Annotated in this window: 16 protein-coding genes, 2 tRNA genes and 3 rRNA genes; 20 read left to right on the top strand and 1 reads right to left on the bottom strand. The window is 41.9% G+C overall.

Annotated features, from left to right (window positions below; genetic code table 11):
- Window positions 1–60 precede the first annotated feature (60 nt).
- From JG734_RS06320 to argH, 6 genes are all read left to right on the top strand, one after another.
- Window positions 61–1,603, top strand: a 16S ribosomal RNA gene (locus JG734_RS06320).
- 173 nt (window positions 1,604–1,776) lie between these two features.
- Window positions 1,777–1,853, top strand: a tRNA-Ile gene (locus tag JG734_RS06315).
- 93 nt (window positions 1,854–1,946) lie between these two features.
- Window positions 1,947–2,022 (top strand) — tRNA-Ala (locus JG734_RS06310).
- 352 nt (window positions 2,023–2,374) lie between these two features.
- A 23S ribosomal RNA gene (locus tag JG734_RS06305) occupies window positions 2,375–5,281 on the top strand.
- A 138-nt stretch (window positions 5,282–5,419) separates the two neighbouring features.
- Window positions 5,420–5,535: ribosomal RNA gene (rrf, locus tag JG734_RS06300) — 5S ribosomal RNA — on the top strand.
- The 16S, 23S and 5S rRNA genes sit together here with 2 tRNA genes alongside, the layout of an rRNA operon.
- A gap of 122 nt (window positions 5,536–5,657) precedes the next feature.
- Window positions 5,658–7,040 (top strand): argininosuccinate lyase, encoded by a 1,383-nt coding sequence (argH, locus tag JG734_RS06295; RefSeq protein WP_201332447.1) that lies wholly within the window; start codon window positions 5,658–5,660, stop codon window positions 7,038–7,040.
- A gap of 7 nt (window positions 7,041–7,047) precedes the next feature.
- Here the strand turns inward: argH and JG734_RS06290 are convergent, their stop codons facing one another.
- Entirely contained in the window at window positions 7,048–7,407 is a 360-nt protein-coding gene (locus tag JG734_RS06290) for a histidine triad nucleotide-binding protein (RefSeq protein ID WP_201332446.1), read from the bottom strand.
- A 76-nt stretch (window positions 7,408–7,483) separates the two neighbouring features.
- Between JG734_RS06290 and pheS the strand changes: the two genes are divergently transcribed.
- From pheS to JG734_RS06220, 14 genes are all read left to right on the top strand, one after another.
- Entirely contained in the window at window positions 7,484–8,476 is a 993-nt protein-coding gene (gene pheS / locus JG734_RS06285) for a phenylalanine--tRNA ligase subunit alpha (protein WP_236586817.1), read from the top strand.
- On the top strand, window positions 8,473–10,794 hold the full coding sequence (pheT, locus tag JG734_RS06280; protein ID WP_201332445.1) for a phenylalanine--tRNA ligase subunit beta: 2,322 nt from the start codon (window positions 8,473–8,475) through the stop codon (window positions 10,792–10,794). Before pheS ends, pheT begins: the two co-directional genes overlap by 4 nt.
- Window positions 10,791–12,095, top strand: coding sequence for a 3-phosphoshikimate 1-carboxyvinyltransferase (aroA, locus tag JG734_RS06275; RefSeq protein ID WP_201332444.1), 1,305 nt, complete (start codon window positions 10,791–10,793; stop codon window positions 12,093–12,095). Before pheT ends, aroA begins: the two co-directional genes overlap by 4 nt.
- A complete protein-coding gene (locus tag JG734_RS06270; RefSeq protein ID WP_201332443.1) occupies window positions 12,085–12,918 on the top strand; it encodes a 4-hydroxy-3-methylbut-2-enyl diphosphate reductase in 834 nt (277 codons plus the stop codon). Before aroA ends, JG734_RS06270 begins: the two co-directional genes overlap by 11 nt.
- A gap of 33 nt (window positions 12,919–12,951) precedes the next feature.
- The gene (locus JG734_RS06265; protein ID WP_201332442.1) at window positions 12,952–14,619 is read left to right on the top strand and encodes a 30S ribosomal protein S1; all 1,668 of its coding nucleotides are present in this window, start codon (window positions 12,952–12,954) and stop codon (window positions 14,617–14,619) included.
- Between the two features lie 8 nt (window positions 14,620–14,627).
- Window positions 14,628–16,217 (top strand): phosphoglycerate dehydrogenase, encoded by a 1,590-nt coding sequence (gene serA / locus JG734_RS06260; protein ID WP_201332441.1) that lies wholly within the window; start codon window positions 14,628–14,630, stop codon window positions 16,215–16,217.
- A gap of 95 nt (window positions 16,218–16,312) precedes the next feature.
- Window positions 16,313–17,725 carry a TolC family protein gene (locus JG734_RS06255; RefSeq protein ID WP_201332440.1) on the top strand — a complete coding sequence of 471 codons (1,413 nt, stop codon included), beginning with the start codon at window positions 16,313–16,315 and terminating at the stop codon, window positions 17,723–17,725.
- The gene (locus tag JG734_RS06250) at window positions 17,726–18,517 is read left to right on the top strand and encodes an efflux RND transporter periplasmic adaptor subunit (protein ID WP_201332439.1); all 792 of its coding nucleotides are present in this window, start codon (window positions 17,726–17,728) and stop codon (window positions 18,515–18,517) included.
- 9 nt (window positions 18,518–18,526) lie between these two features.
- On the top strand, window positions 18,527–20,170 hold the full coding sequence (locus JG734_RS09495) for an efflux RND transporter permease subunit (protein ID WP_255531379.1): 1,644 nt from the start codon (window positions 18,527–18,529) through the stop codon (window positions 20,168–20,170).
- Window positions 20,167–21,870 (top strand): efflux RND transporter permease subunit, encoded by a 1,704-nt coding sequence (locus JG734_RS09490; protein ID WP_201332438.1) that lies wholly within the window; start codon window positions 20,167–20,169, stop codon window positions 21,868–21,870. The genes JG734_RS09495 and JG734_RS09490 overlap by 4 nt, the downstream gene beginning before the upstream one ends.
- Window positions 21,870–22,070 carry a DUF2905 domain-containing protein gene (locus JG734_RS06235; RefSeq protein WP_236586816.1) on the top strand — a complete coding sequence of 67 codons (201 nt, stop codon included), beginning with the start codon at window positions 21,870–21,872 and terminating at the stop codon, window positions 22,068–22,070. The genes JG734_RS09490 and JG734_RS06235 overlap by 1 nt, the downstream gene beginning before the upstream one ends.
- A gap of 27 nt (window positions 22,071–22,097) precedes the next feature.
- On the top strand, window positions 22,098–22,664 hold the full coding sequence (efp, locus tag JG734_RS06230) for an elongation factor P (RefSeq protein ID WP_201332437.1): 567 nt from the start codon (window positions 22,098–22,100) through the stop codon (window positions 22,662–22,664).
- Between the two features lie 800 nt (window positions 22,665–23,464).
- The gene (locus JG734_RS06225; protein WP_201332436.1) at window positions 23,465–24,397 is read left to right on the top strand and encodes an OmpA family protein; all 933 of its coding nucleotides are present in this window, start codon (window positions 23,465–23,467) and stop codon (window positions 24,395–24,397) included.
- Window positions 24,398–24,427: 30 nt separating this feature from the next.
- Complete coding sequence (locus JG734_RS06220) at window positions 24,428–24,985, top strand: DJ-1 family glyoxalase III (RefSeq protein WP_201332435.1); 558 nt, start codon at window positions 24,428–24,430, stop codon at window positions 24,983–24,985.

The raw sequence follows: 24,985 nt of genomic DNA, 5'->3' as shown, positions 1-24,985 counted from the left end.
TAGACAGAATGAAGAGTCCTTTGAGTTTTAAATAGGATTTTAAAACTTCATAAAAGTATTTTTATGGAGAGTTTGATCCTGGCTCAGAGTGAACGCTGGCGGCGTGCCTAACACATGCAAGTCGAGCGAGAACGGCTCAATGATCCCTTCGGGGTGAATTGAGTGTCAGCTAAGCGGCGCACGGGTGAGTAACACGTAGCTAACCTGCCCCATAGCGGGGGATAACAGCCCGAAAGGGCTGCTAATACCCTATACTCCTTCCTGGCACAAGTCAGGTTGTGGAAAGCGTTATGTAGCGCTATGGGATGGGGCTGCGGCCTATCAGCTAGTTGGTGGGGTAACGGCCTACCAAGGCGATGACGGGTAGCTGGTCTGAGAGGATGATCAGCCACACTGGAACTGAGACACGGTCCAGACTCCTACGGGAGGCAGCAGTGGGGAATATTGCGCAATGGGGGCAACCCTGACGCAGCAACGCCGCGTGGAGGATGACGCCCTTCGGGGTGTAAACTCCTTTTGCAGGGGAAGATAATGACGGTACCCTGCGAATAAGCACCGGCTAACTCCGTGCCAGCAGCCGCGGTAATACGGAGGGTGCAAGCGTTACTCGGAATCACTGGGCGTAAAGGGCGCGTAGGCGGCTTAGTAAGTTGGATGTGAAAGCCCACGGCTCAACCGTGGAACTGCGTCCAAAACTGCTAGGCTAGAGTCCGGGAGAGGCAGATGGAATTGGTGGTGTAGGGGTAAAATCCGTAGAGATCACCAGGAATACCCATTGCGAAGGCGATCTGCTGGAACGGTACTGACGCTGAGGCGCGAAAGCGTGGGGAGCAAACAGGATTAGATACCCTGGTAGTCCACGCCCTAAACGATGGATGCTAGTCGTTGTGGTGCTAGTCACTGCAGTGATGCAGCTAACGCATTAAGCATCCCGCCTGGGGAGTACGGCCGCAAGGCTAAAACTCAAAGGAATAGACGGGGACCCGCACAAGCGGTGGAGCATGTGGTTTAATTCGAAGATACGCGAAGAACCTTACCTGGGCTTGACATCCCGAGAACCCTCCAGAGATGGAGGGGTGCCTCCTTTTGGAGGAGCTCGGTGACAGGTGCTGCACGGCTGTCGTCAGCTCGTGTCGTGAGATGTTGGGTTAAGTCCCGCAACGAGCGCAACCCTCGTCCTTAGTTGCCAGCACTTAGGGTGGGCACTCTAAGGAGACTGCCCGGGTAACCGGGAGGAAGGTGAGGATGACGTCAAGTCATCATGGCCCTTATGCCCAGGGCGACACACGTGCTACAATGGCGCGTACAGAGAGAGGCGATACCGCGAGGTGGAGCAAATCTCTAAAGCGCGTCCCAGTTCGGATTGCAGTCTGCAACTCGACTGCATGAAGTCGGAATCGCTAGTAATCGCGGATCAGCCATGCCGCGGTGAATACGTTCCCGGGTCTTGTACTCACCGCCCGTCACACCATGGGAGTTGAGCTCACCCGAAGCCGGGGGACCGACCCGTAAGGGAGGACCCTCGTCGACGGTGGGCTCAGCGACTGGGGTGAAGTCGTAACAAGGTAACCGTAGGAGAACCTGCGGTTGGATCACCTCCTTTCTAGAGTGATGATCCAAAGATTCAATTCTTTGGATGGAAGCCGATGAGACTCACACTCATTGGCTTGAGGGGACTCTTCATTTCTGTCTAGTTGTGAGAGATCGGGTGTTCTTTGAAAGAGAAGGTGGAGAAGAAGAGCTAAGGAGCCCTTATCAGGGGCGAGCTTTAATAATGGGCCTGTAGCTCAGGTGGTTAGAGCGCACCCCTGATAAGGGTGAGGTCAGAGGTTCAAGTCCTCTCAGGCCCACCATATTGAGAGAGTCTTGCACAAACTCTTTCGCTCACGTACTACAAGGTACGCTACGCAAAAGAGTTTGCACAATTCACTACTCAACCAGGAAATGGGGTCTTAGCTCAGCTGGGAGAGCGCCTGCCTTGCACGCAGGAGGTCACCGGTTCGATCCCGGTAGACTCCACCAGGATAAAAGCACGTAGTTGGGAGTGTAAGAGAGATTACATTGCCGACTGCGTGCCTTGCACGGGAGGAGCGTAAAGCAAACGACAACTGCTTGTCGTTTGTAGCTCCGCACGGCGATGCGTATATGCGCGAGCGAAGCGAGTGCATAGTATACGCCAGTGGGAGGTCACCGGAAGGGTCCTCGGTAGACTCCACCAGGACGAAGTTTAAAATAAGCTCTAAAGGGATTTAGGGTTTATTTTAGACTTTAGGTCTAAGGGATATTTGACAACTCATTGTTCATAGATAAAGCACAAGTAAGGCTGTCTTACTCAAGAGTAGTTGAGTAAGGCGGCGGTGCGCTTTAGAAGTAGGTGTAAGCTACAAAGGGCGTACGGTGGATGCCTAGGGTGATGGAGGCGATGAAGGACGTGCTAGGCTGCGAAAAGCCTCGGGGAGCTGCCAAGAAGCGTTGATCCGGGGATTTCCGAATGGGGCAACCCGGCTGGCAGAGATGCCAGTCACCGGCGTAAGCCGGGGCGAACCCGGGGAAGTGAAACATCTCAGTACCCGGAGGAGAAGAAATCAACCGAGATTCCCCTAGTAGCGGCGAGCGAACGGGGAGTAGCCCGCCTCTGTGTAGCCTATACTATAGCCGAAGTGTCTGGAAAGGCACACCATAGAGGGTGATAGTCCTGTAGGCGAAATGGTATAGGTGGGACTAGGCAGAGGCCTAGCGAGTAGGTCGGGACACGTGTTATCCTGACTGAAGATGGGGGGACCACCCTCCAAGGCTAAATACTACCATCACACCGATAGTGCACAAGTACCGTGAGGGAAAGGTGAAAAGAACCCCAGTGAGGGGAGTGAAATAGAACCTGAAACCGTATGCCTACAATCATTCGGAGCCCTATGTTCTTCGGAACAGGGTGACGGACTGCCTTTTGCATAATGAGCCTGCGAGTTGTGGTCAGTGGCGAGGTTAAGCGCACGCGAAGCCGTAGCGAAAGCGAGTCTGAAGAGGGCGAATAAGTCACTGGCTGCAGACCCGAAGCCGGGTGATCTATCCATGGCCAGGCTGAAGTGGGGGTAAGACCCCATGGAGGGCCGAACCAGTGGAGGTTGAAAACTCCTTGGATGAGCTGTGGATAGGGGTGAAAGGCCAAACAAACTCGGTGATAGCTGGTTCTCTGCGAAATATATTTAGGTATAGCCTCAGGAAGTAGCACGAGGGGGTAGAGCACTGATAGGGCTAGGGCCCCACACAGGGGTACCAAACCCTGTCAAACTCCGAATACCTCGTGTGGTATCCTGGGAGTCAGGCGTAGGGTGATAAAATCCTATGTCGAGAGGGGAACAACCCAGACTGCCGACTAAGGTCCCCAAGTTGTGACTAAGTGGAAAACGATGTGGGGCTGCATAGACAACCAGGAGGTTGGCTTAGAAGCAGCCATCCTTTAAAGAAAGCGTAACAGCTCACTGGTCTAGCGGCCCTGCGCGGAAAATATAACGGGGCTAAGTCACACACCGAAGTCGCAGGTGCATACTGGAGTATGCGCGGTAGCAGAGCGTTCCAGTCGGCGTTGAAGCTGTACCGGTAAGGAGCAGTGGAGCGGCTGGAAGTGAGCATGCAGGCATGAGTAGCGATAAAAGTGGTGAGAATCCACTTCGCCGAAAACCCAAGGTTTCCTACGCGATGCTCGTCAACGTAGGGTTAGTCGGGTCCTAAGCCGAGTCCGAGAGGGGTAGGCGATGGGAAATCGGTTAATATTCCGATACCTACTTACTACAAGGCGATGGAGGGACGCTTAGGGCTAGCCGGGGTCCGTGATGGAATACGGGCTCGAAGGGTGTAGGCTGCTGGGTAGGCAAATCCGCCCAGCGCGAGGCCGAGACCCGACAGGCCCCCAAAGCCCTTCGGGGCGGCGGGGGAACCGGTGATGCCGTCGAGCCGAGAAAAGCTTCTAAGCCGTTTGAGTAGTAAGTAGCCCGTACCGTAAACCGACACAGGTGGGTGAGATGAGTATTCTAAGGCGCGCGGAAGAACCCTGGTCAAGGAACTCTGCAAACTGGCACCGTATCTTCGGTATAAGGTGTGCCCGTAGTAGGTGAAGGCCCTCGCGGCCGGAGCCGAGGCGGGTCGCAGCGAAGCGCTCCATCCGACTGTTTACCAAAAACACAGCACTATGCTAACTCGTAAGAGGATGTATATGGTGTGACGCCTGCCCGGTGCCGGAAGGTTAAGGGGATCGCTTAGCCCGTAAGGGCGAAGGCGTGAACCGAAGCCCCGGTAAACGGCGGCCGTAACTATAACGGTCCTAAGGTAGCGAAATTCCTTGTCGGTTAAATACCGACCTGCATGAATGGCGTAACGAGATGGGGGCTGTCTCGACCAGGGATCCGGTGAAATTGTAGTGGAGGTGAAAATTCCTCCTACCCGCGGAAAGACGGAAAGACCCCGTGGACCTTTACTACAGCTTGGTACTGCCATCGGGATGAGGATGTGCAGGATAGGTGGGAGGCTGCGAAGCCCGGGCGCCAGCTCGGGTGGAGCCGTCCTTGAGATACCACCCTTCCTCATTCTGATGGCTAACTCGCTGGTGTTAACCACCAGGAGGACAATGCCTGGCGGGTAGTTTGACTGGGGCGGTCGCCTCCTAAAGAGTAACGGAGGCTTACAAAGGTTGGCTCAAAGCGGTTGGAAATCGCTTGGAGAGTATAAAGGCATAAGCCAGCCTGACTGTGAGAGAGACAACTCGAGCAGAGACGAAAGTCGGTCTTAGTGATCCGGTGGTTCTGAGTGGAAGGGCCATCGCTCAAAGGATAAAAGGTACCCCGGGGATAACAGGCTGATCTCCCCCAAGAGCTCACATCGACGGGGAGGTTTGGCACCTCGATGTCGGCTCATCGCATCCTGGGGCTGGAGCAGGTCCCAAGGGTATGGCTGTTCGCCATTTAAAGCGGTACGCGAGCTGGGTTCAGAACGTCGTGAGACAGTTCGGTCCCTATCTTCCGTGGGCGTAGGAAGGCTGAGGAGAGCTGACCCTAGTACGAGAGGACCGGGTTGGACGTGCCACTGGTGTACCGGTTGTCCCGCCAGGGGCATCGCCGGGTAGCTATGCACGGAACGGATAACCGCTGAAGGCATCTAAGCGGGAAGCCGACTCCAAGATGAGCCTTCCCTGAAGGACGGTGGAAGACTACCACCTTGATAGGCTGGGTGTGTAAGCGCAGCAATGCGTTTAGCTGACCAGTACTAATAGTCCGATTGGCTTACAAGATTAATTAATCAAAAAAAAGACGCACCGCCGCCTTACTGAGCTACTCGCTTTATCTATGAACAATGAGTTGGTGGTCTTTAAAAGTAAGAGGAAGAGACAAGAGAAGTAAGTCTTTAAAAAAAGATTTACTTCTCTTGTCCTGGTGCCTATAGAGCGGAGGAAACGCCTAGCTCCATTTCGAACCTAGAAGCTAAGCTCCGCATCGCTGATGATACTGCACCCCTCGGGTGTGGAAAAGTAGGTCGGCGCCAGGCCAAGGGTTTTTATAATCTATATATTCCTCCTAGATACCCATCTATTAATAAAATCAAAATAACCGCAAAAATATACAACTCTCCTATCTCTATGCTACAATTGCAAGTAAAAAAGGTAAATAATGGCAAAACTTTGGTCAGGTCGTTTTGAAAAGAGTGCAAGTAAACTCCTCGATAAATTTAATGCAAGCCTTCCTTTTGATAAAGAGCTCTATGAACAAGACATTCAAGGCTCAATTGCACATGCAAAAATGCTTGCAAAACAAGGAATTTTGAGCGAAGAGGAAAAAGAAGAGATAATAAAAGGACTCAATAAAATAAAAGAAGAGATAGAATCTGGTGATTTTGTCTGGGATATTGCTGATGAAGATATTCATATGGCAATTGAAAAGAGGCTCACGCAAATTATAGGAGATGCAGGAAAGAAGCTCCACACTGCACGCAGTCGTAACGATCAAGTTGCACTTGATTTCAGACTCTACGTACAAAAACAAAACCAAGAGTTTATAACTCTTCTTAAAGAACTTATAGCTACTTTTGTAGATATTGCGAAAAAAACTGATAGCATTTTACTTCCAGGAATGACACATTTACAGCATGCGCAGCCAATAAGTTTTGCGTATCATATGCTTGCATATGCGTCTATGTTTAAACGTGATATTGAAAGATTTCACAGTTCATATAAGCGCAATAACTATTCACCATTGGGTTGTGCTGCACTTGCTGGAACACCACATAATATCGATAGGGAATTTACTGCCAAAGAGTTGGGATTCGATGCACCGACTATTAACTGTCTTGATACGGTAAGCGATAGAGATTTTGCTTTAGAGATATTGTTTAATATTGCTACTATGATGATGCACATTTCAAGACTCGCAGAAGAGCTGATATTGTGGAGTAGCTATGAGTTTAAATTTATTACTATAAGTGATGAATATGCGACTGGCAGCTCAATAATGCCACAGAAGAAAAACCCTGATGTTCCTGAATTATTACGAGGAAAGACAGGTAGAGCTTACGGTAATCTCGTGAGTCTTTTGACTGTTATGAAAGGTTTGCCACTAGCATACAATAAAGATATGCAAGAGGATAAAGAGGGTGTCTTTGATAGTGTCAAACATGCAAAGATTTCTCTCATTATTCTCAATGAGGTTCTCAAAACGATGCAAATAAATAAAGAAAACATGCTCAAAGCTGCAAAGACAGGACACTTGACAGCAACTGATCTAGCAGACTATCTTGTAGAAAGAGTGGGAGTGCCTTTTCGCGAAGCCCATTTTATAACAGGAAAAGCTGTAGCCCTTGCTGAGCAGATGGGTAAAGATATCTCTGATCTTTCATTTGAGGAGCTTAAAACTATCGATGAGAGGATTGCAGAGGATATTGTAGCGTATTTGGATCTTGTTAATTCTATGAATGCTCGCAACTCCTATGGAGCTACTTCAAAAGAGCAGGTGCAAAAGCAGATAGCCTATTTTGAGGATTTTTTACGTAAAGCCTAGAGAGGCTTTACATATACTTCTTTGCAACCTTTTCGATAGCTTGGTATGGCCATGAGAGTTTTGCACCTCCTAGCATATGAAAATGCAGATGCATTACCTCTTGTCCTCCATCTTCTCCATTATTGGTAATGAGGCGATAACCGGTTTTATCAAGATCGAGTTTTTTAGCTACCTCTTGAATAAATGGAGTCATGTTAGCCATGACTTCGCCTGGGCAGCTTTGGAAATTTTCAATATGCTGCTTTGGAATGATAAGAATGTGAATCGGTGCTTTTGGATTGATATCGTGAAAAGCTAAAAACTCATCATTTTCATGTACCTTGTTTGAGGGAATCTCACCAGCTACGATTTTACAAAATATACACATCAGTTTACCTCCCTTATGTTTTTATAATTATTATTATATTATGATACAACCAAAAATTACTATTATGGGGTGCCCATTGCAAAATTGGGAAGAAAAGATTCAAAATGTCTCATCACTCGATGAGCTTGAAAAAGTACGAATTGAGCTCTTTGGAAAGAAGGGCTATTTTGCTGCTGAATTTGAAAAACTCAAGAATCTACCAAACGAAGAGAAACCAAAAGTTGCAAAAGAGCTCAATGTTGCTAAAAATAGACTGCAAGGTCTCCTGCAGGCACGAAAAGATGAGCTTTTAGCGCAAGCCATAGAAGAGCAGCTCAAAAATGAGAAGATCGATGTGAGTCTCTATGGTTATAGAGCTTCCAAGGGTGCGCTGCATCCAGTAAAGCAAACACTCGATCAGATCATTGAATATTTTTTGTCTCTTAATTATGCAATTGAGACTGGACCATTAATTGAAGAGGATTTTTATAATTTTGAAGCGCTCAATCTGCCAAAGCATCATCCAGCACGGGACATGCAAGATACCTTTTACTTTGCCGATGGTACTTTGCTACGAACTCATACCTCTCCTGTGCAAATCCGTACAATGCAAAAGCAAAAGCCACCTATTCGCATGATAAGTCCTGGAGCAGTATTTAGAAGGGATTTTGATTTAACTCATACTCCTATGTTTCATCAAGTAGAGGGGCTTGTAGTCGATGAAGCTGGAAAAGTGAGCTTTGCAAATCTCAAATTCATTCTCCAAGATTTTTTGCACTATATGTTTGGCGATGTAAAGGTACGATTTCGACCAAGTTTTTTCCCATTTACTGAGCCAAGCGCTGAAGTAGATATCAGCTGTATATTCTGTCAAGGTGAGGGGTGTAGAGTCTGTTCACATACTGGATGGTTAGAGGTACTTGGGTGTGGTATGGTTGATCCAAATGTCTTTGAAGCAGTGGGATACGAAAATGTGAGTGGATATGCTTTTGGGTTGGGGGTTGAGCGTTTTGCAATGCTTTTGTATCGTATAGGAGATTTGCGAAGTCTTTTTGAAGGGGATCTTAGACTATTGGAGCAGTTTAAATGATAGTTACGAGAAATTGGTTGCAAGAGTGGATAGATATTAGTGATATTCCAACACAAAAGCTCATAGAAACACTTAACAGCATCGGTCTTGAAGTTGCTGAAGTCAAAAAGATTGATATCCCCAAAAATGTAGTAGTCGGGAAAATTATTTCATGCCAGAAGCATCCCAAAGCTGATAAGCTTAATGTTTGTATAGTGGATGTAGGTAGTGAAAAGCTCCAGATTGTCTGTGGTGCAAAGAATGTAGTAGATGCAGAGTATGTAGCGGTTGCAAAAATTGGTGCCCAGCTCCCGGGTAATTTTAAGATAAAACCTGCAAAGCTTCGAGGGGTGGAGAGTTTTGGAATGATATGCTCTTCAACTGAGCTAGGACTTCCAAAACTTGAAGACGGGATAATGATACTTGATAGCAGTATCGGTGAACTAGCAATTGGCAGAGAGCTGCGTGAATTCCCATTCTTTCAAGATGAGATAATCGATATAGAACTCACTGCTAATAGAGGTGATTGTCTGAGCATTTTAGGAATAGCTAGAGAATTTGGTGTAGCTTTTGGTAAAAATATTAAGGAACAAAAGATTAGCGAACAAGAGGGTGTAAAAGTTGGTATTGGACGCATCCTCAATCTCGACATTGAAAAAAATATAGAATCAAACCTTATATATAAAGCATTTGAGAAAAAAGATTTTGCAAATCCTCTTGCAGTGCGTCTAAGAGTTGCTATAGCTGGTGAAAATTTTGCAAATGCGGCAGAGACACTAGCTTTCTATATTACACATTCTACAGGAATTATTACTAGAATATATAGCTATCGCTTCTTTGAAGAAAATAATGCACAAATAAAACTCAAAAAAGATGGTGAGTACGATTCTGTTTGGGGTAAAGAAGAAGCAAGTGTAGTAGGTGTGATACAGTTTGATAGCTCTAAACCATTCTATGATGAAGAGATTTTTATTTTAGAAGCAAGTTACATAGACCCTCAAAGAATTGCAAAGATTATGCACTCGTATCCGATGAAGAGTGACTGGGTTTATTACAGAAGCAGCCGTGGGAGTGATCCAAGGCTCCAAATCGGTATAGATTATGCTAAAAAGATACTCAATGAAGAGTATAGTGCTACGATCTATTCAGGAAAGCATGAAATTACAAAAGATATAGAGAGACCTGCAATCAAAGTAGATTTTGATGATCTAACAAAACTCATTGGTGTAGCAATCGATAAAAATAGCATTGTGGAAATCTTAAAACGCCTCGGTTTTTCTATAGACCATTTTACAGAGGATTCTATGGTCGTAAAACCTCCAGTCTATAGACACGATATCTTTAATCTCCAAGATATTGCAGAAGAGATTGTAAGAATCTATGGCATTGATAAAATCGAAGCAAAACCACTCTGTTTTGAAGAGAAAAATCGTATTAATGAGGCCTACTATAAGCATAGAAGCGCTAAAGAGCTACGAGAAAGAGCAGTTGCTTGCGGGTATTTTGAGACTGTGAGTTATCTTTTCACAAAAAAAGAGACTTTGGAAAAATTTCATCTTCCAGTGATTGCAAAAGAGGAAGACCTCCTCAATCCTATCACGCAAGAGATGGATACATTGCGTACATCCCTCGTGCCAAATATGTTAGAGCAGGTAAGCACAAATCTTAAAAATGGATACCGTAGTATAAAACTTTTTGAGATAGGTGCTGTCTTTGATAGTAATCGCAACGAATCGACATATTTTACACTGATTTATAGCGGACTGAGAGAAAATGATGCTCTCTTTAACAGAGGGAAACCTTCTGCTGTTACTTTTGAAGATATCACAAAAGATCTTGGAAAAATTTTGGGTGACTTTACGCTTGAGCGCATGGAGGCAACAAATGCCTTGATGCATCCCTACCAGAGTGCAAAAGTGATTTTCAAAGAAAAAATTGTAGGAAGAGTCTATAAACTTCACACACAATTGCAAAAAGAGCTAGAACTTCCAGAAACTTTTATAGCTGAACTCAATTTTGATGCATTAGATCTCCTCTATCCGCAAGCAAATGAATATTCAGTCTATCAGCTTGCATTGCGAGATTTAAGTATACTTATAGATAAAGATACAGATTTTCAAAAGATTCGAGATTCACTTGTAGGACGTTTGCCAAAAGAGATCAAGCGCTTCTATCCAGTAGATGAGTATACAAGCAAAGATTTAGGGAACAAAAAGAGCCTAACAGTGCGTTTTGCAGTGCAATCAGACCAAAAGACACTCAGTGAAGATGAGATAAAAGCTATTATGGATTATATTTTAGAGATTTTACAAAAAGAGGTAGGTGCAAGTTTGCGATGAAAAAGCTCGTAGTCAAAGCCATAGATAAACCATTTGATATTGTCATAGATGAGGTAGCCCCTGATAAATCTATCTCACACAGAGCAGCGATGTTTTCACTACTCAGTGACAAACCAAGTGTGGTGAGAAACTATTTGCAAGCTGAAGACACACTCAATACTTTAAGAATTGTACAAGCACTTGGAGCTACTATAAAAAAGAAGAGCGATACTCTTGTCATTACTCCTGCACAAAATATCACTGAGCCAGATAACGTGTTAGATTGTGGCAATAGCGGAACTGCGATGCGACTCTTTTGCGGTCTTTTGGCTGGTATTGATGGCTTTTTTGTTCTCACAGGTGATAAGTATTTGCGCAATCGTCCTATGGCTCGAGTGGCAGTGCCACTGCGTGAAATTGGTGCAAAAATTGATGGACGCGAAAATGGCAGTAAAGCACCCCTTGCAATTCGTGGCAATAAAAAGCTTGAATCTTTTTACTATGAGAGTAAAATCGCTTCAGCTCAAGTAAAGAGTGCGATGATCTTGGCGGCGTTGCGTGCTCAAGGTGAGTGTGAATATAGTGAGCCAGAGCTGAGTCGCGACCACACTGAGAGAATGCTCCGCGGTATGGGAGCGGCTTTACAAACAAAGAGTGAGGGATCTTCATATAGAGTCTACATTGAGCCTATGGATTCTCCTCTTAAGCCACTTGAAATTACAATACCTGCTGATCCATCAAGTGCTTTTTTCTTCGCTGTTGCAGCTGCAATTGTACCAGGAAGCAAGGTGGTATTGGCAGATGTGACTCTCAATCCTACGCGTATTGAAGCATTCAAGGTTTTAGAGCGTATGGGAGCAAAAATTACGTACATAGAAAAAGAGAATCGCTATGAGCCAATAGGTGATATAGTTGTAGAGGCTAGCAAGCTACAAGCAGTAGAAGTGAGTGAACATATTGCTTGGCTTATTGATGAGTTGCCGGCTCTAAGCATCGCAATGGCAGTGGCTGAGGGGAGAAGTGTAGTCAAAAATGCAAAAGAGTTGCGGGTAAAAGAGAGTGATAGGATAAAAAGTGTTGTGCTCAATCTTCAAAGATGTGGCATCGAAGTAGAGGAGTATGAGGATGGATATGCCATTGTGGGTGGTAAACTTCAAAGTGCTACGATAGAGAGTTTTGGTGACCATAGAATAGCTATGAGTTTTGCCATTGCAGGATTGCTAGCTGATATGGAGATACTCGATATTGACTGCATTGCTACATCTTTTCCAAATTTTACGAAAATCTTAGAAAAAATAACAGAGGTGCACATTGGAGATTAGATTAGCAAGAAATTATGGATTTTGCTTTGGAGTTAAGAGAGCAATAAAAATCGCTGAAGAGAGTCCCAATAGTGTGACCTTTGGACCACTTATTCATAATAAAAATGAGATTGAGAGACTCAAAAAGAGTTTTAATGTGGGACTCGTAGAAGAGATTGATGAGATTGAAGAGAATGGCAGAGTTATCGTACGAACTCACGGTATTCCAAAAGATATGCTGCAAACGCTCAAGCAAAAGCACGTAGAGGTTGTAGATGCTACCTGTCCATTTGTGACAAAACCTCAAGAGATCGTAGAGCAGATGAGCAATGAGGGGTATAGTGTAGTAATCTTTGGTGATATTAATCATCCTGAAATCAAAGGTGTTATGAGCTATGCCAAAGATCCAGTCGTGGTGCTCGGTGTGGAAGAGCTACGACAACACCTTCCAAAACTTAAAGAGCGCGTTGCAACTGTAGCACAGACTACACGCAAATTTGAAGAGTATCAAAAAATTGTCAACTTCTTGATGGAACACAAAAAAGAGGTACGGGTTTTTAATACGATCTGCAACGCTACATTTGAAAATCAAGATGCTGCAAGAGAGCTCAGTTGCGAGGCTGATGTGATGATAATTATCGGTGGCAAAAACTCATCAAATACAAAGCAGCTCTATAATATTTGCAAAGAGAATTGCCCAGATAGTTATCTCATTGAAAACGAAGAAGAGCTTGATCCGTCTTGGTTTAGAGGTAAAAAGGTGTGTGGTATTACTGCAGGTGCTTCCACACCAGATTGGATCATAGAGCAAGTTATAGAAAAGATAAAGAAAATTGGAGTATAATTACGCAATTATATCCGAAGGAATCAGACAATAATGGAAAAAGAGGTAGAAATGGGTTTCGAAAATAGCAACGAAGACTTTGCAAAGATGCTAGAGGAGCATGAGAGCAAACAGAGCGCATCAAGAGTAGTTGATGGTGTAATAGTAGAGATACAAGATGACGAGCGTGTACTCGTTGATGTAGGACAGAAGCAAGAGGGAATTCTCAATATCAATGAGATAAAAGATCTTGAGGGTAATCTCAAATATAATGTGGGTGATACAATTAAGGTGCTTATAAGTGGCTATCGCAATGAGCGACCTATAATTTCTCACAAAAAAGCAATTTCTAAACAGAAAGTCAAAGAGTTTATCGAAAAGAATAGAGAAAATCTTGATGAGATGATTATTGAGGGTGTTGTAGTAGGGAAGAATAAGGGTGGATATATTGTTGAGAATGAAGAGGGAGTGCAGTTTTTCTTACCAAACTCTCAAAGCTACTTTAAAACACCCGCACAAACTGGCAAAAGACTCTCTGCAAAAGTTTTGAAAGTTGGTGAAAACGATGACTCTATCGTAATTTCACGTAAAAAACTCATTCAAGAAGTTGCACAAAAACGCAGACAGATTATTGAAACACTCATGAATGAAGGTCAAATTGTCGAGGGAACTGTCAAAAAAATTACAAACTACGGTATGTTTGTAGAGGTAGCTCCTCACGTAGAAGGTCTTGTACATTACAATGAGATCAGCTATAAAGGTCCTGTCAATCCAGCGAAATATTTCCAAGAAGGTGACAAAGTCAACGTCAAGGCGATAGATTTTGATCAAGAAAAAAATCGTCTCTCACTTTCTATCAAAGCAACACAGCCAGATCCATGGGAAGAGATCAAAGGTGAGCTTGATCCTGGTGATGTTATCAACGTAACAATAAGCAATATCGAGCCATATGGAGCTTTTGTAGACTTGGGCAATGATATCGAGGGTCTTTTGCACATTAGTGAAATGACATGGGATAAAAGACCAAAACATCCAAAAGAGTATGTACAAGAGGGACAGCAACTTGATGTTGAGGTTATCGAAATAGATCCAGAGAAGAGAAAGCTTCGTGTATCTCTCAAATCGCTCCTTCCAAAACCTTTTGAAGAGTTTTTGAAAAACTATAAAGAGGGTGATGTTGTTGAGGGTGAAGTAACATCTTTGACAGATTTTGGTGCATTTGTACGCATCGGTAATGTGGAAGGGCTTCTACACAACCAGGATTTTAGCTGGGAGAAGGGCCAAAAAGCAAAAGATCATCTCCAAGTAGGTGATAGAGTCGAAGTCAAAATCGCTCATATCGATAGAGAAAATGAGAAGATCTCACTCAATCGCAAATCCCTTCTAGAAAGTCCTTTGGAAAAGTTTGCTAAAGAGCATAAAGTTGGAGATATTGTTAAAGGAACAGTCAAGGATATCAAAGATTTTGGTGTTTTTGTTTCACTTGATGAAAATGTGGATGCCCTCATTCGCAATGAAGATCTTCCACCAATCAAAAAAGAGGAGCTTCAAAAAGGCAATGAGCTAGAAGGCGTAATCTCATTTATTGATACAAAAAACAATAAGCTACGCATGTCAATTAGAAAACTCCAAAGAATGAAAGAGAAAGAGGCACTCAGTGAAATCAATCAAGAAGATAAGACTACATTGGGTGATATTATCAAAGATAAACTCGAAAAGTAAGGTTGGCTATGGAAAAGAAGAAGATAGTAGTTTGTGACCATCTGCATAAAAAAGCAGAAGAGATGCTCTCAAAAGAGAATGATATCGAGTATGTTAATGCTGCAGATGTTCCAAAAGGCGAGCCACTTTTTGAAAAAATAGCAGATGCTGATGTGATTATTACACGCAGCTCAACACCTGTTGACAAAGAGCTGCTTGAGCATGCTAAGAAGCTCAAAGCAATTGTTCGCGCTGGAGTTGGCGTAGATAATGTGGATATGGAGGAGTGCAGCAGAAGAGGTATTATAGTGATGAATGTACCAACTGCTAATACAATTGCAGCTGTGGAGCTCACTTTCGCTCATATGCTTGCTTGTATGCGCGCCTTTCCCTATGCACACAATCAACTCAAGCTTGAGAGAATCTGGAAAAGAGAGGCGTGGATCGGTAATGAGCTCAAAGGCAAAAAACTTGGAATTATCGGTTTTGGGAATATCGGAAGCCGTGTAGGAAAAAGAGCACTTGCATTTGAGATGGATGTAGTAACATACGATCCATATATCCCACCAGAAAAAGCTACAAATCTCGGTGTCAAATATACAACAGATTTTGATGAGATTCTCAAGTGCGATATCATCACAATACACACGCCAAAAAATAAAGAGACTATCAATATGATAGATCGTGAAGAGATCGCGAAGATGAAAGATGGTGTGGTGCTCATCAACTGTGCAAGAGGAGGGCTCTATAATGAAGATGCTCTCTATGAAGGTCTCAAAAGCGGTAAAATAAAATTTGCAGGAATTGATGTTTTTGCCAAAGAACCAGCAACTGACAATAAACTTCTAGAACTAGATAACGTAACAGTTACTCCACACCTTGGCGCAAATACTGAAGAGTCACAAGAAAAAATTGCAATCGGTGCTGCTACCGAGGCTCTTGAGGCTGCACGGGGTATCAGCTATCCAAATGCACTCAACCTTCCAATCAAAGAGGATGAGATGCCACCTTTTGTCAAGCCATATCTTGAGCTTGCGCAAAAGATGGGCTTCTTGGCTGCACAAGTGAACAAAGGTGCATATAAAACTATTAAAGTAATAGCTGAAGGTGAAATTGGAGATTATCTTAAATCTCTTATCACTTTTACAGTTGTTGGTGTGCTCAAAGAGTCGTTGGGAGAATCGATCAACTATGTCAATGCCGAATTTGTTGCAAAAGAGCGCGGTATTGAGATCTTGAGCAAAAAGAGCCCAGAATCAAGTGGATATAAAAATAAAGTAACAGTCAAACTCACAACAGATAGAGATATTATTGAAATTAGTGGGACTATTTTTGAAGAGAGTGTGCAAAGAATAGTCGATATTAATAATTTTGCTTTGGATGTTGAGCCAAAAGGTAAGATGATACTTTTCAAAAACACTGATGTTCCAGGGGTCATTGGTGAAGTTGGTATGATCTTAGCTAAACACAATATCAATATTGCAGATTTTCGTCTTGGACGCGATGATCATGGTCACGCTTTAGCGGTGATTATTGTTGATGATGATGTGAACAAGGATGTACTCAAAGAGCTTGCAGATCTCAAAGCTTGCCTCTCTGTATCTTACGCTATTCTCTAAGCAGGTTTTTTTAACCTGCTTATATTCTTAATTAGCCACTAAGTTATAAATTAATATAATCAACTCTATAAATTTTTCAGAACCTTGGAGGCTCCATGAAGAGACTTTTGCTCCTTACTTTTTTTGCAGTATACAGTTTGGCAGCTATCGACAAACTTTCACTCGATCAAGCACTTGATCTTCTTAAAAAGAACAATTCTCAAATCAAAATAGCCAAACTTCAGGAACGAATGGCGCATTTTGATACAAAATTAGCCAAGAGTTACAACTACGGATCTTTAAATCTTATCTTTAATGCATTGCGCAGTAATGATGCTGGTAATGTCTTTGGTTTTAAACTCCAATCACGTGAAGCATCTTTCGCTGATTTTGGATTTGATGAATTTTTGGCTCCAATGGGGCAGGTGCTAGAGGCAATGAATGCACATCCAGGACAGCTTCCGCAAGGGTTTACACAAAATATGGGCTCGATTTTACAAATCCAGCCAAAAAAACTCAACTACCCAAAAGCGAGAAACCACTACCAGACAAAACTTCAATACCAAGTGCCACTCTTTACAGGTTTTAAGCTCTCAATGTATGGCAAAATTAGTAAAAATATGGAGCGTCTCAAACATCTTGAAGCTCAAAAGGTCTATAACGAAATGGTTTATCAGACCAAAAAGACCTTCTACGATATTACACTCGTAGAAAACTACATCAAAAATCTTCAGATTCTCAAACATCATATGGACGAACTTGAAAATATCATCAAAAACTTCAAAGCTGAGGGGTATGCCAAAGATACAGATGTACTTGAGGTGGAAGCAAAACGCGCAGAAGTGCTCAGTATGCTCAATCAAGCAAAGCTCAATCGTGATTTAGCATATCAATACCTCAGTTTCTTGCTCAATGAAAATATCGCTTCTATCAAACATACCAAAGAGAGAGCTCCAATGCCAAAAATCGATATGCAAAAGGCTGTCTTTAATACTATCGATTTTAAGCGGGCACAAATTGGGCAAAAGATAACTAAGCAAAATGTCAAACTCAATCGTAGTGGATTCTATCCAGTAATTGGTGCTTTTGTGGAGTACGGAAGTGCTGATAACAAACCATTCAATGAGTTTTTTGATAAAGATGCATACACTTTTGGTGCCCAACTCAAATGGAATCTCTTTAGTGGTGGGAAAGATAAGGCAAGTTTGCAAAAAGCAAAAATCCAGTATATGCAAACAGTCGAAAAAGTCAATATGGCAAAGAGAGGAATTGCTTTAAAAATCAAGCAGCTTCTTACACAAATTAAAAGTAAAGATTATGATATAAAAGCACAGTCGAAGCAGTTTGAGCTTGCTAAAAAGATCTATGTAATGTATCAAGCAAAATATAAAGAGGGACTTGTGAAAATTAGCGATGTACTCATCAAACATTCTGAGGAGATTCAAGCACTATTGAAGCTCTTGCAGACTAAAACACAAAGAAACGAAAAGGTATTCGAGCTTGAGAGCTTGATGGATAAAGGAGAGTAGATGAAGAGATTGGTAATATTTGTATTGCTAGCAATTTCGAGTTTTGCTGCGGGATTTAGCCTCTCAGGAACAGTATATAGCGATGATACAAAGATGCTTGGTACTCGCTATATGGGATTTGTCAAAAAGGTTTTAGCCCATGAGGGAGACTGGGTAAAAAAGGGGCAGGTACTCTATATTATTGATTCAAAAGAGATAGACCTTGCCAAATCGCAAGTAGAGCTTATGATTTCTCAAGCAAGACTTGCAGTAGCAATGAATTACAATATGTACATCTTTGCCAAAACGAACTATGAACGCCATCAAAGACTCTTCAAAAAAGGGATGGTATCAAAGTTTGAGCTTGAAAAGATGCAATTGATGTACAATAACTCAAAAAATATGTATGAGATAGCTAAAAAGCAGCTACGCCAAGCAAAAACGAAACTTGCTGAAGTTTTGCATCAGTATGAATATCTTAAAATCAAAGCTCCGAATGATGGAGTGATTATTCAAAATAACGTCAAAGTAGGACAGCTTACAATTCCTGGCTTTCCTGGTATGGTGATTACATCTTTAGATGATCTTAAAGTTGTAGCAGAGATTGCTGAAGATAATCTCAAAAACATTAAATTAGGGCAAAAAGTGACTATCTATATCCCATCAGTAGGGTATGAGGGCGAAGGAAAATTGGTAGCAATTATCCCAGCTGCAAATCCTATGACACACAAATTCAAAGTAAAAGTTGCTTTCAAAAAAGATAAAAATGTACGTATCATTCCTGGAATGTATGCGAAGCTTACATTCAAATAAGGAAGGGCAATGAGTAAAGAGCAAGAGATTCGATGTAATTATAAGCCTAAAGATATTGCAGGAAAACTCGCCCTTATTTTTTTGCATAACCCTTTGACAGCCCTTTTGGCTATCTTCATTTTGGCTGTGGGATATCTCTCACTTGAGATCATGCCACGTGAAGAGGATCCACAAATTGCAATTAGTGGGGGAACAGTGATCGTTCCTATGCCAGGAGCAACTCCAAAAGAGATAGAAAATGTCATTGTTAAACCTCTTGAAGAAAAGATCAGGGAGATTAGTGGGGTTGAGTATATATATGGTATTGCAAAGCATAATGTAGGAGTTGTGAATGTCCAATATTACATCGGACAAAATAGGGAGATCTCCAACCTCAAGCTCTATGACAAAGTGATGCAAAATATGAATCTTCTTCCCAAAAATGCTATGCAACCACTAGTTAAACCTTTTGATATCGATATAGATATTCCGATCCTTACATACGCTTTTTACAAAAAAGATGATACGATAAGTGATGCGAAGTTTTTCAAGATCATAAAAGATATTCAATATCGCGTCAATCGTATCAAAAATGTCTCAAAAACTCAGCTCAAAGGCGCACATAAACGTCAGTTCAATATTTTTGTTGACCTAGAAAAACTGAGCGGTTACCATCTTTCACTAGGTCAGATTATGCAAGCGATCGGTTCAGTGGCAAAAGAGGTGCCAGAAGTTAAAAACAGAACAAAAGATAAAAAGATTGTCATCTTTGGTGTTCCAAATGCTATAGAGAGTGTAGAAGATGTGAAAAATATCATGGTAGCCAACTATATGGGCTCACCTATCTATGTCAAAGATATTGCAAAAGTTGAAGATGGTATCGATGTGCAAAATTTTCATAAAGCTTTGGTGTGGACAAAGGATCTTCATACAAAGCCTCAATATACTTTAGAAGTCTCAAAACTCAAGGGCACCAATGCTGTGTTTGTTGCTCATGACGTGCAGGCTCTTATAAATGAGCTTAAGCCGTATTTGCAAAAGCACCACATCGGTTTCGTGCTCACACGCGATTATGGAAAGAGGGCAAATGATGCAGTCAATGAGCTTGTTGATCACTTGCTCATCACTATCGCTATCATTGCAGTGATGCTTGTCTTTTTCCTTGGATGGAAAGAGGCGCTTATCGTAACATTTACTGTGCCAGCAATTTTGTCTGTTACCCTCTTTATAGCATATTTGAGCGGACAGACAATCAACCGTATTACTCTTTTTGCATTTTTGCTCTCATTGGGTCTCTTGGTGGATGCTGCAATTATTGTTATTGAAAATATCCATAGACATCTCCATGAGCACGATGCAGTCTATAAAGATATGGATACGATTTTGGTCGAAGCAACAGATGAGATAGGTGCACCGACTAACGTAGCAACTGTGGCAATCATCATGACAATGATACCTATGCTCTTTGTTGGTGGTATGATGGGTGAATTTATGAAGCCGATCCCTCTTAATGTCCCAGTAGCCCTTCTTGCTTCACTCGTGATCGCTTATATTTTCACACCATATCTAGCCAAAAAAATGCTCAAAAAACCGCATATGCATCATCACCATCACCATTTCCAAAAAGATGAGAAAATCCCCCCAGAATGTGATAGAGAGGGAGGTAAACAGTGAAAAAGTTTGAGAAGTGGATATATGCGATACTAGAAAATAGATCCAAGAAAATTTTGGTAATTGTTCTAGTTCTTGCCTCCTTGGCAGCAAGTATTATGATGATCCCTACTAAAATTGTTTGGGTGAAAATGCTGCCAGGAAAGAGTGCTAATACCTTCAGTGTTTATATAGATCTTCCTACAGGAAGCTCTATTGAGCAGACAAAAATGGTCAATGAGTGTGTTGTAGATGTTCTCAAAAAGGAAAAAGAGGTCACTGATATAGAGAGCTATCTTGGTATGGGTGCACCACTTGACTATGCAGGATTAGTGAAGGGGAGTGCATTTAAAAATAGTGAAAATGTTGCTGAGATTGTAGTGAACCTCACTGATAAGCATGAAAGAGATGAGCGCAGTTACAATATGGTGCACCGACTACGCCCGGTTGTACAAAAGAAGTGTGAACCACTCGTGAAAAACACTTCTATCAAATTCATCGAGCAGCCTGCTGGACCTCCTACACTCGCTTCAATAGTTGCAGAGATATATACACCGAATGAGAAGACAAGACGTGCATTTGCGCAAAAAGTAGCAGAGATTTTCAAAAAGACTCCAGGTCTTGTAGATGTGGATATCATGGAGGATGATATCTACAAAAAATACCATCTCAAGCCAAACATTGATAAAATCCAAAAGAGTGGACTTGCTGTAGAGCAGGTGCAAAAGATCTTGTATCTAGCTTTTGAGGGTATGGCAGTAGGTGTGAAAAACAGTGAAAACTATCCATCCCAGATCGATCTCTTTTTGCGCCTCAGTGATGAATCAAGAAGGTTTGATGATAAGACTTTAGAAGCAGTCAAGAATAAACTCGCTTCATTTGAACTCATGAATCAAAAAGGGATGATGGTGCCTCTCATTGAAGTGGTCGATATTGAAGAGGCGACAAACGAGCCAACTATCATGCATAAAAATCTCAAGCGCTATACAAATGTCATAGCAGAAACTGACCTCGTCTCACAAGTCTATCCACTCCTTGATGCGCGTGAAAAGATGATGGAGGAGTTTAAAAAAGATTATGAGATTCAGAAGACAGACTATCTTTTCAATTTGCGCTTTATTGACAAGAAGACTGGAGAGAAGATAGATCTGAAATGGGATGGAGAGATGAAGGTAACGCTTGATACCTTCAGAGATCTTGGTTTGGCATTCATTGCGGCTTTGATCCTTATCTATCTTCTCATTGTTGTCTATTACAAGAGCTATACCCTCTCAAACATTGTTATGGCAGGAAGTTTCCTCTCAATTATCGGTGTGATTGTGGGACACTGGGTAGCAGATCTTGTGACAGCAGATACATTTTTCCTCACAGCCACATCGCTCATTGGTTTTATCGCTTTGATGGGTATCAGTTCGAGAAACTCTATCCTCCTCATTGATTTTGCCAAAGCTTTAATGGTAGAAAAACATATACCAAAGAGACGTGCAATCGCTATAGCAACAGCAACCAGGGCGCGTCCTATTATGTTGACAGCTATAGCAATTATTCTTGGCTCAGCACTCCTTGCAAGTGATCCGATATTTGGAGGACTTGGTGTTGCACTTATTGGTGGTACTGTCGCGGCTGTAATTGTTTCACTCATATTTATTCCAGTGCTTATGGATAATGCTAAAGCTATGGACTTTACAGATGAAAAGACAAGAAGCGAAGAGGAGTTTAAGTAGTGGAGTTTGGTAAAATCCTTGTATTTATGGGGATTGCTCTTATTGTCATTGGTCTTTTTATCTCATACGTCGGGCGTTTGCCTGGCGATATCTATATTAAAAAAGAGAACTTCACATTCTACTTTCCTATCACTACCTCTATCGTTTTGAGCATTCTCTTTTCACTTCTTTTATACATCTTTTCAAGATTTTTTCGATAAAATTGCAAAAACTTTCTAGGAGCTACAATGTCTTATAGCATGAATGACCTCAAAAAGGGGCTACGTATTGAACTTGGCGGAGTACCGTATAGAATTGTGGAGTATCAGCATGTCAAACCTGGTAAAGGTGCAGCATATGTACGTACAAAAATCAAATCTCTTATCGATGGAAGAGTGCTTGAGAAGACCTTCCATGCGGGAGATAAGGCTGAAAAGCCCGATCTTGAAGAAAAAGAGATGCAGTATCTCTATGATGATGGCGAAAACATGCACTTCATGGATACTACAACTTATGATCAGATAACTCTTACCCATGATCAAGTGGGTGATGATAATATCAAATATCTCAAAGATGGTATGAATGTCAAAATTCTCTTTCACAATGGCAAAGCGATTTCAGTAGAGATTCCTCCAGTTGTGGAGCTTGAAGTGACCGAAACAGCACCGGCATTCAAAGGTGATACTGCTACAGGTGGACGCAAACCTGCAACGCTAGAAACTGGTGCAGTCGTACAAGTACCTTTTCATATTCTTACAGGTGATGTTATCAAGGTTGATACAGTTGAAGGGAAATACCTCGAAAAAGTAAAATAACCCAATCCTCCTGGGTTATTTTTCCCCATTTTCTACTCCCATTTTAGATCTTCATTTGAAATCTTTTTGTAGCCAATCAGTAGCTTAAATGTAACCCAAAATTGTCATATTATTTGCGTAGTAAATATGAAGGAGATGTGACAGAGAAATTGGTCGTGCAAATTTCTGAGTATTTAAGCTGCAAATCTGGAATTTTCATTGAAGAGGCAAATGCAATAATCTATGTTTAGTGGATTGTTTGTTCATGAAGTTTTCGCTCTCACCAAAAGAGGCATATACTATTTTTTATAATGAGAGGGAACATATTGAAGAGATGATTCAGTGTGGATTTAATACAAAGAAGCTATGCAGAGCAATAATGAGAGATCTTTTGGAATTGAGGGTGTAGTTTAATCAATAAGTCATTTGAGAATCTAGTATATTTTTGTGTATTGCAATAAAGTATCGAAACTTTTTTCTATTGTCATTGAATGCCTCTTTTTTAGGGCATTGAGAGCCGCTTTTTGGCATATTGAACATTTTTATATATCTTTATCAAAACGCCTCTTCATCATCATGAGGAACAATAGCGCCACAAGAAATATCCACGAAGCAAAGATTCGAAAAATTGAAGATATAGGATACCTCAATTTGGTAACTGGGTTTAGTCGTGCACAATCCTTATAAAGGCACTTGATGGAGAGTGGAAGATAGAAGAGCAGGACGACCATCTTTGCAAATCTAAAATATAAATAATTTCTTCTTTTCTATTTTTATTATTAAATTTTTTATATAATATAAAAAAGTAGCAAGGAGTAAGTATGCAAAGGATACTTTTATCTTTCTTGATTGGGTTTTTGGCAGTTGTACCCCTTCAAGCAAAAGAACCTGGCAAAGACCATCCACTTATTTCACGTTTCCCAGGCTCTAAGATGACATACTATGAGCAAAAAGAATTCGATCAGCTACAAGTGCTTCACTGTCCTACTTCAAAACTCCTGCACGATATAAAAAAGTGTCAGATAGAGCCAATTGTGGGGAAAGTGACACGTATAAAATATCGTACTCCAAAAAAGAGAAGTGCATTTGAAATATATATGAACTATCTTGAGGCACTCCAGAATGGAGGCTATACAATCACTGCAAACTTGCAAACAAAGGGTGTGCGCTCTTTTGTTAAAGATAAGGCTAGATTTGATAGTGGATATCCAGATCTCATGGATCTTTCTGAGAGAGAAAGTGATCATTTCTATATTGGAGCAGTCAACAATGATAAGACAGCACATATCATGGTATATGTGGGTGAAGGCTATGAGGGCAGACAAGGTGGCGTAGCTATTGGAGTTGTAGAAAAAAGAGCTATGCAGCGTGGACTTGTCACTGCAAAAGCAATAGCCAATAAACTCCAAGCGCAAGGACATATTCCAATTTATGGCATATATTTTGATTTTGACAAAGCCATTATCAAGCCAGAATCAGAGCCAACTCTCAAAGAGATAGCAAAATTCTTACAAGAAAATCCAAAAACAAAGGTTTATATTGTTGGTCATACAGACAATCAAGGAAAATTTGCTTATAATATGAAGTTGTCTCAAAAAAGAGCTGATGCTGTACGAGATAGATTGATTAGCCGATATCACATAGACCCAACAAGAATACGATCTTATGGTGTTGGGCCTTTATGTCCTGTTGCTACGAATCAGACAGAAATAGGACGAGCTAAAAATAGAAGGGTAGAATTAGTCAAGCAATAAAATGACCAAAAATTAAAAAAGGAGGTAACTATGGCAAATGTTCTCGTTCCATTGGCCGATGGTTTTGAAGAGATAGAAGCGATGGCGATCATCGATGTATTGAGTCGCGCTGGCAATAAAGTAGTAGTGGCTGGACTCTTTGATAATGAGGTGGAAGGAGCAAATACTGGTCTAAAAATCTTAGTCCATGACCTGCTCAAAGATGTAGATCCTGAAGATTTTGATCTCATGGTATTACCAGGAGGACTTCCTGGTGCTGAGCATTTAGCAAAGAGTGAGCTAGTGCAAGAGTATATTAAGAGAATGAATGAGAAAGGGAAGCTTGTTGGAGCAATCTGTGCAGCTCCATGGGCTTTGAAAGAGGCTGGTGTCTTAGAAGGTAAAAAACATACCAACTATCCTGGGTTTGAAGAAAAAACTGGTAAAAAAGGTTATGTTCCAGATCAAAAAGTAGTTATAGATGGGAATGTGGTAACATCACGGGGACCTGGGACTGCGATCTGCTTTGCACTAGAGCTTGTAAAAATTCTCAACGGTGAAGCGATGTACAAGCAGCTCAAAGAGGGACTCTTAGCAGATTACTGCTAA

The sequence above is a fragment of the Nitratiruptor sp. YY09-18 genome, assembly GCF_016593235.1.
In the GTDB taxonomy this organism is placed as follows: Bacteria; Campylobacterota; Campylobacteria; order Campylobacterales; family Nitratiruptoraceae; genus Nitratiruptor.
The sequence above is the reverse complement of the archived record's forward strand: the minus strand, read 5'-3'. Positions and strand labels throughout refer to the sequence as shown.

Excerpts from the sequence above, each read along its gene's own strand:
- pheT (WP_201332445.1), top strand. The coding sequence starts at position 8,473 with ATGATAGTTACGAGAAATTGGTTGCAAGAGTGGATAGATATTAGTGAT.
- JG734_RS06250 (WP_201332439.1), top strand. The coding sequence starts at position 17,726 with ATGAAGAGATTGGTAATATTTGTATTGCTAGCAATTTCGAGTTTTGCT.
- JG734_RS06220 (WP_201332435.1), top strand. The coding sequence starts at position 24,428 with ATGGCAAATGTTCTCGTTCCATTGGCCGATGGTTTTGAAGAGATAGAA.
- argH (WP_201332447.1), top strand. The coding sequence starts at position 5,658 with ATGGCAAAACTTTGGTCAGGTCGTTTTGAAAAGAGTGCAAGTAAACTC.
- JG734_RS09495 (WP_255531379.1), top strand. The coding sequence starts at position 18,527 with ATGAGTAAAGAGCAAGAGATTCGATGTAATTATAAGCCTAAAGATATT.
- efp (WP_201332437.1), top strand. The coding sequence starts at position 22,098 with ATGTCTTATAGCATGAATGACCTCAAAAAGGGGCTACGTATTGAACTT.
- JG734_RS06290 (WP_201332446.1), bottom strand. The coding sequence starts at position 7,407 with ATGTGTATATTTTGTAAAATCGTAGCTGGTGAGATTCCCTCAAACAAG.
- aroA (WP_201332444.1), top strand. The coding sequence starts at position 10,791 with ATGAAAAAGCTCGTAGTCAAAGCCATAGATAAACCATTTGATATTGTC.
- JG734_RS06225 (WP_201332436.1), top strand. The coding sequence starts at position 23,465 with ATGCAAAGGATACTTTTATCTTTCTTGATTGGGTTTTTGGCAGTTGTA.
- JG734_RS06255 (WP_201332440.1), top strand. The coding sequence starts at position 16,313 with ATGAAGAGACTTTTGCTCCTTACTTTTTTTGCAGTATACAGTTTGGCA.
- JG734_RS06265 (WP_201332442.1), top strand. The coding sequence starts at position 12,952 with ATGGAAAAAGAGGTAGAAATGGGTTTCGAAAATAGCAACGAAGACTTT.
- serA (WP_201332441.1), top strand. The coding sequence starts at position 14,628 with ATGGAAAAGAAGAAGATAGTAGTTTGTGACCATCTGCATAAAAAAGCA.